The sequence below is a fragment of the Acinetobacter sp. 1566109 genome (genome assembly GCF_000582255.1).
Lineage (GTDB): Bacteria > Pseudomonadota > Gammaproteobacteria > Pseudomonadales > Moraxellaceae > Acinetobacter > Acinetobacter nosocomialis.
Genome location: NZ_JEYB01000025.1, coordinates 1 through 16,475, shown reverse-complemented (window position 1 = coordinate 16,475; position 16,475 = coordinate 1). Strand labels below are relative to the sequence as shown.

Genomic DNA, 16,475 nt, shown 5'->3' with positions numbered 1-16,475 from the left:
ATTGGCCCCTATTGCTAAACACAAATGTAGGGGCTTTTTTTATACTCGTTATAACTTCATCGAGTTAAAAATCAGGACTAAATGATGAAATTGCTATCTTTTTTGAAGAATAAGGCTTTAGGTTCTTCTATTGATTATAAAATTCTTCCACGCAAGGTAAAATTTGACTGGAAAGATACCCCTGTAGACTGGATTCCAAACCAACCGTTTGCAAGTTATTTTATTAATGAAATTAATAATATCTTGCCTGCTGGAGAGTTCTGGTTCTGTCGACTCTATAATAAGGTTTTACCTCGTATTACCGATGAAAAACTTAAACAGGATGTCCAAGCATTTATTCGCCAAGAAGCAATGCACGCAAATGCACACACTTCTGCCAATAAAGAATATTTAAGCGCACGTAATATTGATATCCAGAGAAATCTGGACATTATGAATTATCTATTTACCACTGCTTTGGCAGATAAACCTTTTGATAAAGAAGTTCCTCAGTTCTTGCAGGAACAATGGGATTTATTTCGTTTAGGTGTTATCGCAACTGTTGAGCATATGACCTGTGTACTCGGTAAATATGCGCTTTATAACAACCGTTGGGAAGAATTAGGCGCAGATCCAGAAATGGTCGATCTGGTTAAATGGCATGGTTCTGAAGAAATTGAACATCGCACCGTAGCCTTTGATTTATATCGTCATCTTGGTGGTGGTTACATCCCACGTTACTACTTAAGCCTTGCTGTTATTACCCTTGTCCTTGGATTATGGGTAGACGGCGCTGCGCATATTATGAAGCAAGATCCTCGCTTTGCCGATGCGGCCAAATCTAAATTTTTTCCAGTTTGGGTTGCTGTAGAGTGGTACAAGATTAGCCGTAAAGATAATCAGGTATTACCAAATCCATTTTGGCTTATTGCTCAGCAAATTGACTATCTCATGCCTTGGTACGATCCAGTTAAAGAAGGTAGCACTGAAGATGCGGTAAGTTATTTATCTCAATCTCCAGCAGCAAAAAGAGCCGAGCTACAAGCCGCTTAAAAATAAAAAAGCAGGATATAAATCCTGCTTTTTTATTTAGAGATTAGAAACTGATATCTTTCTCTTTAGTATATCGATCTACAACTACACTAATCATCATATCGCCCTGCACATTTACCACCGTTCTTACCGTATCGAGTAAACGGTCGATTGGAAGTAAAATAGCAATTGCTTCGGCTGGTAACCCCACAGATTGCAATACCATAATCATGGTGACCATACCCGCACTTGGAATTCCTGGTGCACCAAGTGATGCAATCATCGCTGTTAAGCACACAACAATTTGCTGGGTCAGGTTTAAGTCTAATCCCACTAAATTTGCAACAAAGAGCGCAGCAGCAGCTTCATATAAAGCTGTACCATCCATGTTAAGTTGAGAACCTAATGGAATCACAAAACCTGCCGTTTGAGGACGAACACCTAAGTTTTCCTGTGTGCATTTCATACTCAGCGGCATTGTTGCAGAGCTCGAACTTGTTGCAAACGCAGTAATTAAGGCTGTACGTGTACCTTTGAAAAAAGTCCAAGGACTCATACGACCAACAATCCAGAGCAGTAATGGCAAAACAACAGCACCATGGAAAATAGTGGTTCCAGTTACAACAACAGCAAACTCTGCCAAGCGGCTTAATACTGAAATATCTTCGGTAGCCATTAATTTAGCAAGTAATGCAAAAATTCCTAATGGTGCCAACTTCATGACCCATCCCACTAGCATCATCATCATTTCAAAAAACTGATGACTTAATAAGCGGATACTCTTAAAGCGTTCACCACCTTGAACCAACGCAAAACCCACAAATAGTGCAAACACCACAACAGCTAAAACATTTCCATCACTAAATGCTTTAAAGGGGTTAATTAACGTATTTTGAATAAAGTTAGTAAAGAAAGTTGCTGGATTTAAACTATCTGGTGCTTGATAGTTTTGCATTGATGCCTGAAAAATTGAAATATCTACGCCTCGCCCCACCTCAAATAAATGAGCACAGCCAATACCCAAGAATAAGGCCAATGTGGTGGTGGTGATAAAACATAAAAACGTAATTTTCCAAACAGGACCTAGCTGCCCTCCTGCCTGTAAATTTGAAACTCCCACAACAATAGAGCTGAAAATTAACGGCACCAACAACATTTTAAGCAGCCCAATAAAGACACTACTTAATATGCCTAAGCCGTATAAGCTATGCTTTACAAAAGCAGTATCAGGATACATGGTAAGCACGAAGCCAAAGGCTAAACCTAAAATGGCAGCAATCAGAATTTGTGTATTTAAGTTCATATCAGCATTATTTTTTTCAGTAGGCAATCCTTTTGCAAATATGACATGAGCTTGCTTTTCATTCGAGCAATTTTTTGTCACATCCTTTCAATTAAAATAAAAAAGCCATCTTATGAGATGGCTTTATAAATAAGTTTATTGCGTTTCAATTTCCCGCAAACGAATTAAACCCTCTTGTACCGTACTACATACAAGTTGGCCATTTTGCCACATACGGCCAAAATTCAAACCACGAGAAGCTGCACTAACTGTTGCTTCCATGTCATAGAGCATCCATTCATCAGCGCGCAGTGGGCGATGGAAATAAATGGCATGATCAATACTGGCACACTGCAAACTTGGAGAAATATAGCTTAGACCATGTGGTCTTAAAGCCGTAGTCATCAAAGTAAAGTCCGAATAAAACGCCACAATTGCTTGATGTAAAGCGATATCATCAAGTTGTTTTGGAATACGGTCATGGGTACGGATATAGTGCGCATTATATGGCGCTTCCGGTTGTGGTTGAAATGGATTGACTGGATCAATCGGTCGTATTTCAACATGACGTTCACGCATGAAACTTGCACGAACATTTTCCGGTACAAAATTAAGAATACCTTCTTTCAGTTCATTTTCCGACTTTAAGGTCTCAGGAGCTGGATATTCTGGTTCTGAGTGTTGGTAGTTCAAGCCTTCTTCAGGATTGGCGAAAGATACCATTGCAGAGAAAATAACTCGTCCATGTTGGACTGCCCGAACCTGACGACTGACAAAGCTTTTTCCATCACGCAAGCGATCTACTTCATAAATGATTGGAGCATTAATATCGCCACCATATAAAAAGTAAGCGTGCATAGAATGCGCAGGACGATCAGTTGTATAAGAAGCTGCACGTAAAGCCTGCCCTAAAACCTGACCTCCAAAAACACGTTTACCGACCAAATTACGGCTAATTCCACGGTAAATATTTTCTTCAAGCTTTTCTAAAGTGAGCAGCTCAACCAGTTCTTGGGTTAACGCATTCATGAGAGATACCTTCATATTGCAGGCAAAATTGGTATTAAAGGACAGATGTGTAGAATCTATTGTGCCATAAAAAACTATTTGTACATGGAACAATCAGTCAACTTCTGACGAACATTACCCTTAAAGTAGCTAAAAATACGATTTTTAACGATAAAAAATGCCAAAAGCATTATAATTTATAAGAAAGTAGCATATTGTTTTTTTTAATAAATGCCTCAAAATAATTACCCTCTGCATTTGGTGCTGGGATTTGTCTTTAAGAAGTAGGAGTTCTTATGTCCAAGAGTGGGTTTGGTCAAATGTATCGTCGGCTTTCAAGTAAGCTACTTGACCTCGTGGTAACACCACATGTTCTTGGGGAAGTTCCTACTGAACCAGTATCAGAAACATCGGAAACTGAAGCAAAGACTGAGCGCCAAAAGGTAGTGTGCTACGTCTTGCAAAATCATTCTCGCAGTAATGCGTTAGTGGTGGATGGGGAAACTCGCCGTTTAAATTTAAAACCTGCATTAGATCCGTTAGTCATCGGTTCTCATCAGGAAAAAGCATCAGTTTTATTTTTACAACATAATGATGAAAATAATCTATTAAATCCCCCTCCTCATGCTTTTCCACCTCGTTTAATTAAACTGATTGAAGTTTTACAAGCAAATCCTGAGCTCGATATAGAACTAGTTCCAGTAACCGTTTTATGGGGCCGCTCTCCAGATAAAGAAGACTCTTGGTTTAAGCTATTGTTCTCAGACACATGGGCAACACCAAGTACCGTTAAACAGCTTGTAAATATTGGTTTACATGGTCGTCAATCTTATTTAGAGTTCCATGAACCACAGTCTTTGCGTGACCTCGTTGAATATGCTCAACAGCATTATCCGAACCTTTCACCAGCGACTTATATTGTGAGTACTTTAAATGACTACCTTGACCGCCAACGTGAAGTTGTTTTAGGCCCTGACTTATCAGATCGCCGCAATGTCATGCAGTCGGTATTAAAGTCTCGTGATGTTCAAGAAGCTATTCGACGCGAAAGTATTCGTGGCAAAATCAGCATGCTTGAAGCAGAGCGCCGTGCGATTGGTTATGTCAACGAAATCGTATCTGACTATTCTCACTCAGCAGTTCGTTTTGCAGATTTAGCATTAACACGCTTATGGACTCAGCTTTATGACGGGGTAGAAGTTCATAACTTCAGCACTGTTCGTGAGCTCGCAAAAGACTATGAAATTGTGTACACACCATGTCACCGTAGCCATATTGACTACTTATTACTGTCTTATGTGATCTATAAACGTGGTTTGATGGTTCCGTATATTGCTGCGGGCGACAACTTAAACTTACCTTTCGTTGGTCAGCTTTTACGTGGTGGCGGTGCCTTCTTTATTCGCCGCTCTTTCCGTGGTAATGGCCTTTATACTTCGGTATTTAAAGAATATTTATATAGTATTCTTTCTCGTAACACACCACTTGAATACTTTATTGAAGGTGGACGTTCACGTACAGGTCGTTTATTACCACCGAAAACTGGCATGCTCGCAATGACAGTTCATAGCCATTTACGTGGCCGTGCCAAGCCGATTGTATTTGTACCAACTTATATTGGTTATGAACGTCTTATGGAGGGTTCGACCTATGTAGGCGAAATGCAAGGTAAGCCAAAAGAAGCTGAGTCTATTTTTGGTATTTTAAAAACACTTCGAAAAATTGAACGTATTTTCGGTAAGGTACACGTTAACTTTGGTGAACCTGTTTTTCTAGACGACTTGCTTAAACAGCACAATGCAGAAAATGTCTACATTGAAAAGAATGACGACCCAGTACCACCCGCTGTTTCAGAAGCAGTGAATAGCTCTGCAAATGCAATTTTAGAGAATATTAACCGTGCGGTAGTGATTAACCCGGTTTCTTTACTTTCAATTATTTTACTTGCAACACCAAAGCATACGCTTGATGAAGAAATCTGCATTAAACAGCTAGAAGCTTATCGCAATTTGGCATCAAATTTCCCTTATGATGCACGTACAGAAGTAACGCCTTTATCTGGTAAGGAAATTATTGCTTACGGCTTAAAGCTTAAACTCATTAAGCGTGTACAGCATGCTCTTGGTGACATTATTGCGATTGAAGATAACCAAGCCGTTCTCCTCACTTATTTCCGTAATAACATTTTACATGCTTTCGTTTTACCTTCATTGGTTGCATCTCTTGTTGAGCATAACGGAAAAATCAGTCGTACTGATTTAAGTAATGTCATCTATACACTTTACCCGTTCTTAAAAGCTGAACTATTCCTTAAATGGAAAAGTAGTGAACTTAAAGAACAGATTGAACAATATGCAGATGCATTAGTTCAATCAAAACTTATTGAGCAAGATGATGAAGGTAACTTGATTAGCTCTGCACCAAATACTGAAGAGCACAATCAGCTTGTTGTATTGGCAACACCTGTTAAACAAAGTCTTGAGCGTTATTACATGACGTTAGCTTTAATCACACAGCGTGGTTCAGGCAATATTTCAACAAAACAAGTTGAAGAGCTAAGTCATTTGTTAGGCCAACGTTTGTCTGTACTTTACGAGTTTAATTCTCCAGAGTTCTTTGACAAAGCATTGTTCCAAAGCTTTATCAAAGTCTTAACTCAACAAAATTACATTCGAACGAATGACCAAGGCCAAATCGAGTTTGATGATAATTTCCGTCAAATGGCAGCAGGCGCACAGTTAGTACTTGATGAAGTAACGTTACAGATGTTGCAACACATCACCACCTTTACTGATGAAGAGTTAAAAGAAGCCCTTGAAGCAATGGCTTCTCAACAAGCTAAACGCCGTTTAAAACGTAAGAAATCTTAAAATTTTAGTCAAAATAAAAGGCAACTCAGGTTGCCTTTTATTTTATCGACGCATAGAACATTCAAAGTAACGTGGATCATCGATACAACGTAAGCGTTTCATTAGCTCAACAAAGTATGCATCATAATATCCAGAGCGAACATATTGATTCCGTATTTTGGCCACCATAATGTCATAGCTCTGCTTTTCGTAAAAAGAAACATCTACCCAATAATAGGCAGGTAAATGATTTTCCCACTGCATTGCTCTATTCGTTAGTAATTGACTATTTTGCACAAACCAAGCCCGAATTTTTCGTCCAAAATTGGCAGGATAAGCTTGAGGTTTAATAATTAGATTTACCCCAAAATAAGCCAATGGAAAATTAATCACCTGAGTGTCTGGCCCAAAATCTTTCTGTAAGTTATAAGGTAAAAGACCATAAATCGGTGCAGGCATAATATCGATTTTATTTTGCTGGAACTGGGCAATTGCATTGGATAAGTCAACATAGACTGGCTGCGCCCCTACACTTCTCACCAAAGCCTGCTGTGGCGGATTATTAGCCAAGACTCCGACTCGCTGGCCTCTAAGCTGTGCAACTTTTGATATTTTTTTGTTTTTCATGACCATGTAAGCTGTTCCTACTGGAATCATACCGACCACTTCATAGTCTTGATTAATAAGTTTTTTCTCAATTGTAGGATGGTTTAAAAGCTGCAATAAATTTCGGGCAGTTCGGTTATTAGGTATAAGACCGATACCCGAACTGCTCCCCATAAAATGATTGTACTGATAAGTATTAAAGTTACTTGCTGCTAGCCCCGAACATTTCCCCTCATCAAAAGCTTGTATAGCTTGCTGCTCTTTTTGATAACTGACGACCTTGAACTTGACTTGATATTGCTGAGCATATAACCGAATGTCGTTTAAACGACGCGTTATATCCCCTTGGGTACCCATAGGATCATATGTACACCACACCTGATCTTGAGCCCAACTCGCAACTGACATTACGCTCAAAATAAGAGCTAAACAAAATTTCTTCACTTGCAACCTTTTTTTCTTTATCGGCAATTTGATTGCCTCTTCTGGTATTTCTATTGTTATTTAAAGTTTAGTCTAAATTTTAATTTGTACCATGAGCATTTAAACATAATAAATAGTCATTAAAGCAAATTGGGTGCTCAAGCTGAAAACCTGTTTCAAATAAATGTTTCGCATATATTTTTTTACCTGAAACATGAGCTGAATCTAAAGTAAGAAGTGGTAAATCCAACTGACTTTGGAACCACAGTAAAACTTCATGTAAAGGTACAGGAGCATTATTTGCAACAAGATAACTCTTATGCGGTTTTTCAAAATCGGCTAAAAATGCTAAAAATCTTGCCAAATCATCAATATGAATACGATTACTATAGTGAATATTTGGATAGGTCTGTGTGTTTTCAGCCATGCGTTTTAATCGGTCAATCGAAGTACCATAAATCCCTGTAGGACGTACAATCACGCACTGAGCTGGAAAGTATTTCTGCCAAAGCAATTCCATATTATGCAGGATATGTCCTTGAGCATCATTCGGGTGAATCTCACTATCATCATTAATAGTTTCACCAGAGTTTTCACCATATACACGTGTAGATGACACGACAATGAGTCTTTTGACTGGATGTAATTTTAACGCCTGACGAATAGGTTCAATACTATCAACGTAAGTATGTTGATAACCTTGAACTGTACTATCGTCTGGAGAAAGTAAAATATACACTACATCTACAGGCGCAATTTCACTTAAATCAAGTGTAAAAATATCCTGTACGAGGTGTTTCCCGTAAGGATCTGTTTTTTCGCTACGGCTGATTGTGGTAATTTGATGTCCTGTCTCAAATAGTTGTTTAGCAACACGCTGAGATGTTTTACCATAACCGATAAATAATATATGCATAGAGAACTCGTTGAGGGGACATGACTTCAGTCCATCAGTTACAAGGCGTTGGATCGGCTTCAGCAGCCCTACTCGAAAAACTAAATATTTTTACCACAGATGATTTACTGTTTCATCTGCCCCGTGATTATGAAGATCGCAGTACCATTATTCCTATGAATCAATTGGTGGTTGGTCGTAGTTATTTACTCGAGGGTGAAGTCAAATCTGTTGATTTCCCTCCAGGTAAACGTAAATCTATGGCCGCATTAATACAAGATGAATTTGGTAAGGTGACTTTACGCTTTTATCATATTTATAAAAATTTAACCGACAAAATAAAACCAGGCCATCGTTTACGTATTTTTGGTGAAGTTCGCGTAGGTGCACGAGGACTTGAGCTTTATCATCCAGAAATTCAGCTCATTAATGAGCATACGCCTCTACCCAAAACGCAGCTCACGGCAATTTACCCAAGTACTGATGGTTTAACGCAACCTAAGTTACGTGAATATGTTAAACAAGCGTTGAAGCATCATAGTGATGCTCTACCTGAGCTGCTTCCTAAACAATATACAAATGGATACGCACTCAAAGAAGCCCTACATTACATTCATGAGCCACCTGTCGATGCCAATATGATTCAATTGGCCCAAGGGTCTCATCCTGCTCAGCAACGCCTTATTTTTGAAGAGTTGGTCGCACATCAAATTAGCCTTCTCACGCGACGTGCTTATATTCGTCAAATTGCCTCACCTGCTTTTCCGAGTAGTAAAGTACTTGCAAAAAAACTGTTAGAAGCTCTTCCCTTTCAAATGACCAACGCACAAAAGCGTGTATCAAAAGAAATTTTAAGCGACTTAAAACAACACCAACCGATGTTACGCTTGGTACAAGGTGATGTAGGTGCAGGTAAAACTTTAGTTGCGGCAGTTGCGGCATGTCACGCCTTAGAAGCAGATTGGCAAGTTGCCTTAATGGCACCTACCGAAATTTTAGCAGAGCAGCATTATTTAAATTTTAAGCGCTGGTTTGAACCTTTAGGTATTACAGTAGCTTGGCTGTCAGGCAAACAAAAAGGTAAAGCACGAACACAAGCTGAACAACAAATCAAAGAGGGCCATGCCGAGCTTATTGTAGGTACGCATGCTTTGTTTCAAGATAATGTTGAGTTTGCCAAATTAGGACTCGTGATTATTGATGAGCAGCACCGCTTTGGGGTGGATCAACGATTGGCTTTACGCAACAAAGGCGCAGAACAACTCACACCACATCAACTCGTCATGACTGCAACGCCAATTCCTAGAACATTAGCAATGAGTGCTTATGGCGATTTGGATACATCGATTATTGACGAATTGCCGCCAGGCCGAACTCCAATTCAGACCGTCACAATTCCGCTAGATCGTCGTGAAGAAGTGCTAAATCGAATTGCTACAAATTGCCGAGAAGGTAAACAAGCCTACTGGGTATGTACTCTGGTTGAACAGTCCGAAACTTTAGATGCTCAAGCTGCCGAAGCCACTTATCAAGAAATGAAAGAGCGCTTTCCTGAACTTAATATTGGTTTGGTTCATGGCAAAATGAAAGCTGATGAAAAGCAATCTGTCATGCAAGCATTTAAAAACAATGAACTACAACTGCTAATTGCGACAACTGTTATTGAAGTTGGGGTAGATGTACCTAATGCATCAATTATGGTCATTGAAAATGCTGAACGCTTAGGTCTTTCACAACTACACCAATTACGAGGTCGTGTCGGACGAGGTGCAAAGGCTAGTTTTTGTGTTCTTCTCTATAAACCCCCTCTTTCACAAAATGGGCAAGAAAGACTGTCAATCTTAAGAGAAAGTAACGACGGCTTTGTCATTGCTGAAAAAGACCTTGAATTACGAGGTCCGGGTGAATTATTAGGAACAAAACAGACAGGTGATATGGGCTTCCGTGTCGCACGTTTAGAACGAGATGATCATTTACTGACTCAAGCGCATTACGTTGCACAACAAGTTCTAAAAGATTACCCTGAGCAAGCTGACGCCCTCTTGAAACGGTGGCTGCCTGAAGCACCTCGATACGCTTATGTTTAAGTTGTTCAACCCTCAATATCTTTTTCAGTTATTGTCCCCTTGCCTATTATGTGAAATAGGAACACGGGAAAAATATTCACTTTGTAAAGAATGTTGGGAACAACTACCGTGGCTTAAGCAAACAGTTCAGCGCAATGATCAATCTGTTCTTGTGGCTTGCCACTACGCATATCCAATTAATCGCATAATTCAGCAGTTCAAATATGAACAAAAATTACACTATCAAACCTTACTTGCCGAGGTCTTACAGCAAATAAAATTTCCTAAGGTACAAGCCATAGTACCTATGCCTATTTCTAAACAACGCTTAACTGAACGTGGTTTTAATCAATCCTTATTACTCGCCAAACTTTTAAGTAAACAATTAAAAATACCTGTTTGGCAGCCTGTGCAGCGCCTAAATGAACGCTCTCAAAAAGGATTGTCTCGCCTCGAAAGATTTGAAAATATTGAACAGCAATTTGTTGCGATGACTCAAGAAAAACGGCGTTACCGTCGTGTGCTGATTATTGATGATGTAATCACAACAGGAAGTTCAATTCACGCTTTAAGTCAGGCACTAAAACAGCTAGGGTGCACATCTATTTATGCAAGTTGCCTAGCTGCTGCCTCATCTACATCATATTAAAATTATAGAGTTGTAGATAAGTTCTGCTCACACCATGGAATTACAATTTCTTTGGTTAATGGCGCAAGTTTTGTCTCGGAATCATTAAATTTTATCCACTTCATTTCAGCAATCTCGGCTGCAATTTGTGGAGACTGTTTCAAACGAACTAAATATAAATGACTAATCAGCGTATGATCTGGTTCATTGGCTGCTGCTGTCTCAAAACGGCCTATAAACCGCTCTATTACACACGAGCTACCTATTTCTTCCAAGATTTCACGTTGTATAGCAGTTTCCGGAGCCTCATTCGGCTCCAGTTTACCGCCTACTTGCATAAAAGCCTGTGTATTACGCTTTCTAACAAGCAATAATTCATTTTGTTCATTTAAGATCACCGCAGCGGCGACCGTAATTGTTTTCACCTATCTAACCTCATTTATGGTTGAACATCCGCATTTGTCCATTTCGGAGCAGGCGGCTGATATTGTTCAAATTGCTGAAGAATATCCTCAATTTTATCCGAAGCGATCAATTTGTCGGCAAACCTTGCTTGGCTAAAACCTTTATCTACAGTTCCTTGAACCATTTTAAGCAAATCTTCATAAAAGCCCGCTACATTTAGAAAAGCACACGGCTTTTGATGAATACCTAATTGTGCCCATGTCCATTGTTCAAAGATTTCTTCCAATGTACCTGCCCCACCTGGTAAAGCAATAAAACCGTCCGATAGATCTGCCATTTTGGTCTTACGCTCATGCATATTCTCGACGACATATAGTCTTGTCAGCCCGGGATGAGCTAACTCGCGATCGACTAAAGCACGAGGAATGACGCCAATGACTTGTCCACCGGCTTGTAAAGCACTATCAGCGACAACGCCCATTAAACCCGAACGTCCACCACCATAAACAAGAGTTTTACCTTGTTTAGCAATAGTTTGACCGGTTAATTGAGCAATTTGTTGAAAGATTGGGTCTGAACCTAAAGATGAACCACAGAAAATACAAATTGAATTCATAGTATAAAAACCGTTTTATTGAACTGTCATGCTGACAAACTAGACTATCGACAGAGTTTTTTTTTGCAAAATAGCGTATTGGCAAGTGTTTTTCGGCAAATCCTTGTCTAAAATACACCCATCAATTTCCATCAGACTGCGTGAGGAAAAAAGACACATGCTTGAAGCCTTTTATGCCACAGAACGCGGAAGTCTGGAAGATGCCACCATCAACGGTGGATTTGATCTACATCCCGAATTAGTATGGCTTGATCTAATTGCACCCTCTCAAGAAGAACAACAATGGGTCTTAGATGCCTACGATCAGAACTTACCCACACTAAAGTCGCTAGAAGACATTTCATCTTCTGCTCGATTCTACCGTGATGATGACGGCATTTTGCATATCAGCACCTATTTTTTAACGAAAAATAAAAATTATCAGGTTGATGGAGATGCGGAAGATTCATCCCATATGCTTGCCATGGTGCAAACCGTAGCATTTATTTTACATAAAGATCGCTTATTTACTTTGCGTGGTGAGAAGCTAGTTGCATTTCGTGCATTTCGTGCGCGAGCTCGTCGTAATGACTATGAAATGGATTACAAAGATCCAACTTGGATTTTATTAGGCTTGCTTGAAGCAAAACTGGATGAGCTTGCGGATATCTTAGAAGATATCCACAAGGATCTAGAAAAATACTCTACTGAGGTGCTCAACAACCATCAACGTGAGAAGATTTTAGACCTTGATGACATGATTACCCGCTTGGCTCAACAAGAAGACATGCTTGGAAAAGCTCAACTGTGTTTAATTGATTTACGAAGAGTCTTAACGTTTTTATCTCGTCCACGTGCTTTAGGCAGTCATATCTACGATGCAGATATCCGAGAGCTCAGTGAAGACGTTCGTTCACTTGTAGAACATGATGCTTTCTTATTCCAAAAAGTACGATTCTTGCTTGATACAACGTCTGGGTTCATTAACACTGAGCAAAACGATACGATTCGTCGATTCTCGATTTTACCAAGTATGTTAGCGCCACCAATGCTGATCGCGAGTATCTATGGTATGAACACCGAAGTATTGCCTTTTGCTCATGGTAAAAGTAGTTTTATCGCAGTCTTATTAATCATTATTGGCTTTTTTATTGGCCCTATCATTTATTTCCGCTGGAAAAAGTGGATTTAAAGCCTGTCCATATTCACCAATCCTTTATATAAAAAAAGCACCTAAATTTAGGTGCTTTTTTTATCTTTGCATAATCAGACCAAATGTAGATCTTCTTGCAAATGGCAAGCTTGAATGATTTTCAGCATCTTCTCTGGAACATTTTTAAAATGTAATCCAGACTTCTGTGGCGTCTGACGTAACCATTGAACTAACACCGCCAATGCTAACGTATTACCATGCTCAAGCTGTTTTAAATCAACAATTAGAGGAAAGCTAGTCTGCTTTTTAATAATTGCCAATCCAGCTTGATATTGTTGTTCAGCATTTTCAAAATCGATTTTGCCTGAAACAACTAACTCTTGGTTAAGATACTGAACCACTCTTCACCTACTTATTTTTGTTTGTTCTGATTAACAGCAGCATCTGCATCAGGTTGGAACGTAGCAATTGCTTTATTTAAATCGCCACCATTACGCTTAACAGTTGCAGCAAACTGGTTGCGGAACTGTAATCCTAAATCAATACCAGAAACATTGATGTTACGGATTTTCCACTGCGAACCTTTGTCAGCCAACTGGAACGACACAGGAATTTTATCGCCATTGTGGTTGAAGTCTAAAGTTACAACAGGGTTTTTGCCTGCAGTCGCTTTATAAGGACGCATGGTGTAAGTCTGGTTTGTATACTTAGCAAATGCACTACCGTAATTCTCAATTAATGTATTACGGAAGTTTGTTTCAAACTGAGCACGCTGTGCAGCCGTACTATACTGGTTTGTCGCATAAGTACCCATCACAATACGAGTGAACGCTTGTGAGTCAACATACGGATCTAAATTTTGACGTATGATTGATTTAACTAAAGCAGGGTTGTTTTGCAACTTGGCATGATCTGTTTTTAAACGAGCAATCAAACCATCAGCAACACGCTTAATAAAATCAGGTGGTGCTTCTGAAGGTGCAGCAAAAGCTGTACCAGCAATCATAGTAGACAAAACACTTGCTGTCAGGGTTTGTTTAAACAACTTATTCACCTGGAACCACTCCTTCAAATAATCTCTTACTCAACAAATGACGGCTGTGCGCTGCTGTCAGTACTTGCAGGAGCTTTTTCTTCTGCTGAGGATGATGAACCAGCGGCAACTTTACCTGCGCCACCACCAGTAATAAATTTACTAATTAAATCTTCTAAATCCATCGTTCCTTGGGTATTAGAAATTGTATCGCCACGTTTAAGGTAGTTAAGACCACCACCCGGTACGATTTTTAAATATTTCTCACCCAATAAACCATTGGTTGCAACCATTATATAAGCATCTTCATCAATACTGGTGATGGATGACATGTTACTGATCAGTTGCTGTTCCATTGTTTTTTGTTGCGCTGGAGTCGCTTGCGTATAATCAGAACTATAACGTAATTCGTCTAAAGCATTTTTTTGAACTTCTTTTAACTGTTCAGCATTAAAACTTGTCAGTTTTCCATCAAGATCAAAAGTTACTGTAGCTAAACGTGTAACCGGATCAAGCGTGATTGAATCAACACGACCAATTGTTACACCGCTCATCGTTACTTTAGCACGTGGTTTAAGTCCGTTAACATTATCAAACTGAGCTTTCATGGTGTAACCTTCGCTCAAGTTTGTACCTACCAAACCACTTACTTTCATCGCTAAAAAGAATAAAGCAATACCGAAGATAATGACAAAGATACCTACGGCCAGCTCACTAGTACGTGATTTCATTAAATCCCTCCGAACATGACCGCAGTCAACACGAAATCAAAACCTAAAACACATAATGAAGAATATACAACCGTTCGGGTCATTGCCGTTGCAATGCCTTCAGGTGTTGGATCACATGCATACCCTTGGAAAACAGCAATCCATGTACAAAGTAAAGCAAATACAATGCTCTTAATGATGCCATTTACAACGTCATGGCCAAATTGAACATTATTTTGCATACCACTCCAGAAGGAGCCTTCATCAACGCCAAGAAAGTCAACACCAACCAATTTACCGCCAACGATACCAATCGCAGCAAAGATAACAGTTAACATTGGCAAACTGACTATGCCAGCCCAAAGACGTGGTGATACGATTTGCTTTAAAGGGTCAACACCAATCATTTCCATACTGGCAAGCTGTTCACTTTGTTTCATTGAACCAATTTCAGCAGTTAATGCAGAACCTGCTCGTCCAGCAAATAGTAAAGCAGCAACAACTGGTGCAAGCTCACGCAGTAAGGTTAAAGACACCATAGTGCCTAGCATTGATTCACTACCAACATTGACCAATATTGAGTAGCCTTGCAATCCGAGTACCAGACCAATAAATAAACCTGATACCGTGATAATAAGTAAAGACATTACCCCTACACGATGCATTTGATAGACGAAACGTCCAAAACCGCCTGCTGAAGGTAATGAAAAAATAATTTGTAAGAGCATCAGTGCCGCAACACCAATCCCTCGAATCCGCTCAATAACGAGTCTACCTAACCAGGCAATCGTATTCATGGACGAACCTCGTTATCTAAATAAGCTTGGTGGCTAAACTGGTACTCAACCGGACCTTCTGCAGAACCAGTTAAGAACTGTTTTACAAATGGAGAAGCATATTTTTGCAATTCTTCTGGTGTTCCTTCCCCTTGAATTTTTCCTTCTGCCACAACATAAATGTAATCGGCAATAGATAGGGTTTCAGGAACATCATGCGAAACAATAATGGTGGTTAAATCCAAAGCTTCTCGTAATGAGCGTATGAGACGTGTTAAAACACCTTTTACAATCGGGTCCTGCCCTGCAAAAGGTTCGTCATACATAATTAAATCTGGATCAAGCGCAATTGCACGAGCTAAAGCAACTCGTCGATTCATACCACCCGATAGCTCAGTAGGCATAAGCTGTTCTGTTCCACGCAGGCCAACAGACTCAAGCTTTAAAGCGACCAGTTCAGCAATCAGATTTTCAGAAAGCTTAGTATGCGCACGAATTGGAAAAGCGACATTTTCATACACCGACATATCGGTAAATAAAGCACCACTTTGGAATAGCATTCCCATACGTGCACGCGCTGCAAACAATTCCTGACGTGACATTTGAGCAATATCTTTACCATCAAGCAAAACTTCACCATGATCGGGAACAAGCTGCCCACCAATCAGACGTAATAAAGTCGTTTTACCTGTACCAGATGGTCCCATGATGGCCGTAATCTGGCCTCGACGTATATTTAAACTAATATTGTCATAAATGACGCGTTCCCCTCGATTAAAACTCAAATTTTTCACTTCAATGAGTGACTGAGTCGAGAGAGGAGTTTTATTATTCATAATGGCAATCATTCCTGCACTTTTATGCCCGCATACTATAACATTGAATTTTGAGAATCTTGTTGTAATTTTGACAAAAGCGAAACAAGCTCATTCATCAATATGAGCTAGATTTTGAAAAGAAATTTACTGATTGAGAACTTGAAACTGATCTACGAAATGGCCAGTTAATAAAGCATAGGCAAAATAGATTCCATTA

At 39.5% G+C, this 16,475-nt stretch carries 16 protein-coding genes; 5 read left to right on the top strand and 11 right to left on the bottom strand.

All coding sequences use genetic code 11. From position 1 onward, the window contains the following. Positions 1–81 precede the first annotated feature (81 nt). On the top strand, positions 82–1,032 hold the full coding sequence (locus J582_RS15770; protein ID WP_079378128.1) for a metal-dependent hydrolase: 951 nt from the start codon (positions 82–84) through the stop codon (positions 1,030–1,032). A 43-nt stretch (positions 1,033–1,075) separates the two neighbouring features. Here J582_RS15770 and J582_RS15765 read toward each other — a convergent pair whose 3' ends face one another. Then, entirely contained in the window at positions 1,076–2,341 is a 1,266-nt protein-coding gene (locus tag J582_RS15765) for a dicarboxylate/amino acid:cation symporter (protein WP_031982342.1), read from the bottom strand. 108 nt (positions 2,342–2,449) lie between these two features. Further along, positions 2,450–3,322, bottom strand: a complete 873-nt coding sequence (locus J582_RS15760) for an acyl-CoA thioesterase (protein WP_002049736.1) — start codon at positions 3,320–3,322, stop codon at positions 2,450–2,452. A gap of 275 nt (positions 3,323–3,597) precedes the next feature. Here J582_RS15760 and plsB point away from each other — a divergent pair, with 275 nt between their 5' ends. Beyond that, entirely contained in the window at positions 3,598–6,171 is a 2,574-nt protein-coding gene (gene plsB / locus J582_RS15755; RefSeq protein ID WP_004711794.1) for a glycerol-3-phosphate 1-O-acyltransferase PlsB, read from the top strand. 42 nt (positions 6,172–6,213) lie between these two features. Here the strand turns inward: plsB and adeT2 are convergent, their stop codons facing one another. Together adeT2 and J582_RS15745 are read right to left on the bottom strand one after the other, a co-directional pair. Then, positions 6,214–7,200, bottom strand: a complete 987-nt coding sequence (gene adeT2 / locus J582_RS15750) for a putative multidrug efflux protein AdeT2 (protein ID WP_004711792.1) — start codon at positions 7,198–7,200, stop codon at positions 6,214–6,216. Between the two features lie 79 nt (positions 7,201–7,279). Next, positions 7,280–8,095 carry an NAD(P)H-binding protein gene (locus J582_RS15745; RefSeq protein ID WP_006582598.1) on the bottom strand — a complete coding sequence of 272 codons (816 nt, stop codon included), beginning with the start codon at positions 8,093–8,095 and terminating at the stop codon, positions 7,280–7,282. Positions 8,096–8,115: 20 nt separating this feature from the next. Here J582_RS15745 and recG point away from each other — a divergent pair, with 20 nt between their 5' ends. Together recG and J582_RS15735 are read left to right on the top strand one after the other, a co-directional pair. Further along, entirely contained in the window at positions 8,116–10,161 is a 2,046-nt protein-coding gene (gene recG / locus J582_RS15740) for an ATP-dependent DNA helicase RecG (RefSeq protein ID WP_031982344.1), read from the top strand. Then, the gene (locus J582_RS15735) at positions 10,154–10,789 is read left to right on the top strand and encodes a ComF family protein (protein WP_031982346.1); all 636 of its coding nucleotides are present in this window, start codon (positions 10,154–10,156) and stop codon (positions 10,787–10,789) included. Before recG ends, J582_RS15735 begins: the two co-directional genes overlap by 8 nt. Before the next feature lie 2 nt (positions 10,790–10,791). Here J582_RS15735 and J582_RS15730 read toward each other — a convergent pair whose 3' ends face one another. Both J582_RS15730 and J582_RS15725 read right to left on the bottom strand, forming a co-directional pair. Next, complete coding sequence (locus J582_RS15730; protein WP_004884602.1) at positions 10,792–11,193, bottom strand: NUDIX hydrolase; 402 nt, start codon at positions 11,191–11,193, stop codon at positions 10,792–10,794. A gap of 14 nt (positions 11,194–11,207) precedes the next feature. Then, the gene (locus tag J582_RS15725; protein ID WP_002049746.1) at positions 11,208–11,789 is read right to left on the bottom strand and encodes a TIGR00730 family Rossman fold protein; all 582 of its coding nucleotides are present in this window, start codon (positions 11,787–11,789) and stop codon (positions 11,208–11,210) included. 157 nt (positions 11,790–11,946) lie between these two features. On the opposite strand from J582_RS15725, the gene J582_RS15720 reads away from it, so the two are divergent. Next, positions 11,947–12,960, top strand: coding sequence for a CorA family divalent cation transporter (locus J582_RS15720; RefSeq protein ID WP_002049699.1), 1,014 nt, complete (start codon positions 11,947–11,949; stop codon positions 12,958–12,960). A gap of 74 nt (positions 12,961–13,034) precedes the next feature. Here J582_RS15720 and J582_RS15715 read toward each other — a convergent pair whose 3' ends face one another. From J582_RS15715 to J582_RS15695, 5 genes are read right to left on the bottom strand one after another with little or no spacing between them, the layout of a single operon-like run. Next, the gene (locus J582_RS15715) at positions 13,035–13,322 is read right to left on the bottom strand and encodes an STAS domain-containing protein (RefSeq protein ID WP_000250997.1); all 288 of its coding nucleotides are present in this window, start codon (positions 13,320–13,322) and stop codon (positions 13,035–13,037) included. Positions 13,323–13,333: 11 nt separating this feature from the next. Beyond that, complete coding sequence (locus tag J582_RS15710) at positions 13,334–13,975, bottom strand: MlaC/ttg2D family ABC transporter substrate-binding protein (protein WP_002049753.1); 642 nt, start codon at positions 13,973–13,975, stop codon at positions 13,334–13,336. Positions 13,976–14,001: 26 nt separating this feature from the next. Next, complete coding sequence (locus tag J582_RS15705; protein ID WP_002049738.1) at positions 14,002–14,685, bottom strand: outer membrane lipid asymmetry maintenance protein MlaD; 684 nt, start codon at positions 14,683–14,685, stop codon at positions 14,002–14,004. Next, positions 14,685–15,461: a lipid asymmetry maintenance ABC transporter permease subunit MlaE gene (gene mlaE / locus J582_RS15700; RefSeq protein WP_001091949.1), complete on the bottom strand. Its 777-nt coding sequence runs from the start codon at positions 15,459–15,461 to the stop codon at positions 14,685–14,687. The genes J582_RS15705 and mlaE overlap by 1 nt, the downstream gene beginning before the upstream one ends. Next, the gene (locus tag J582_RS15695) at positions 15,458–16,276 is read right to left on the bottom strand and encodes an ABC transporter ATP-binding protein (protein WP_004711782.1); all 819 of its coding nucleotides are present in this window, start codon (positions 16,274–16,276) and stop codon (positions 15,458–15,460) included. The genes mlaE and J582_RS15695 overlap by 4 nt, the downstream gene beginning before the upstream one ends. Positions 16,277–16,475: the final 199 nt, after the last annotated feature.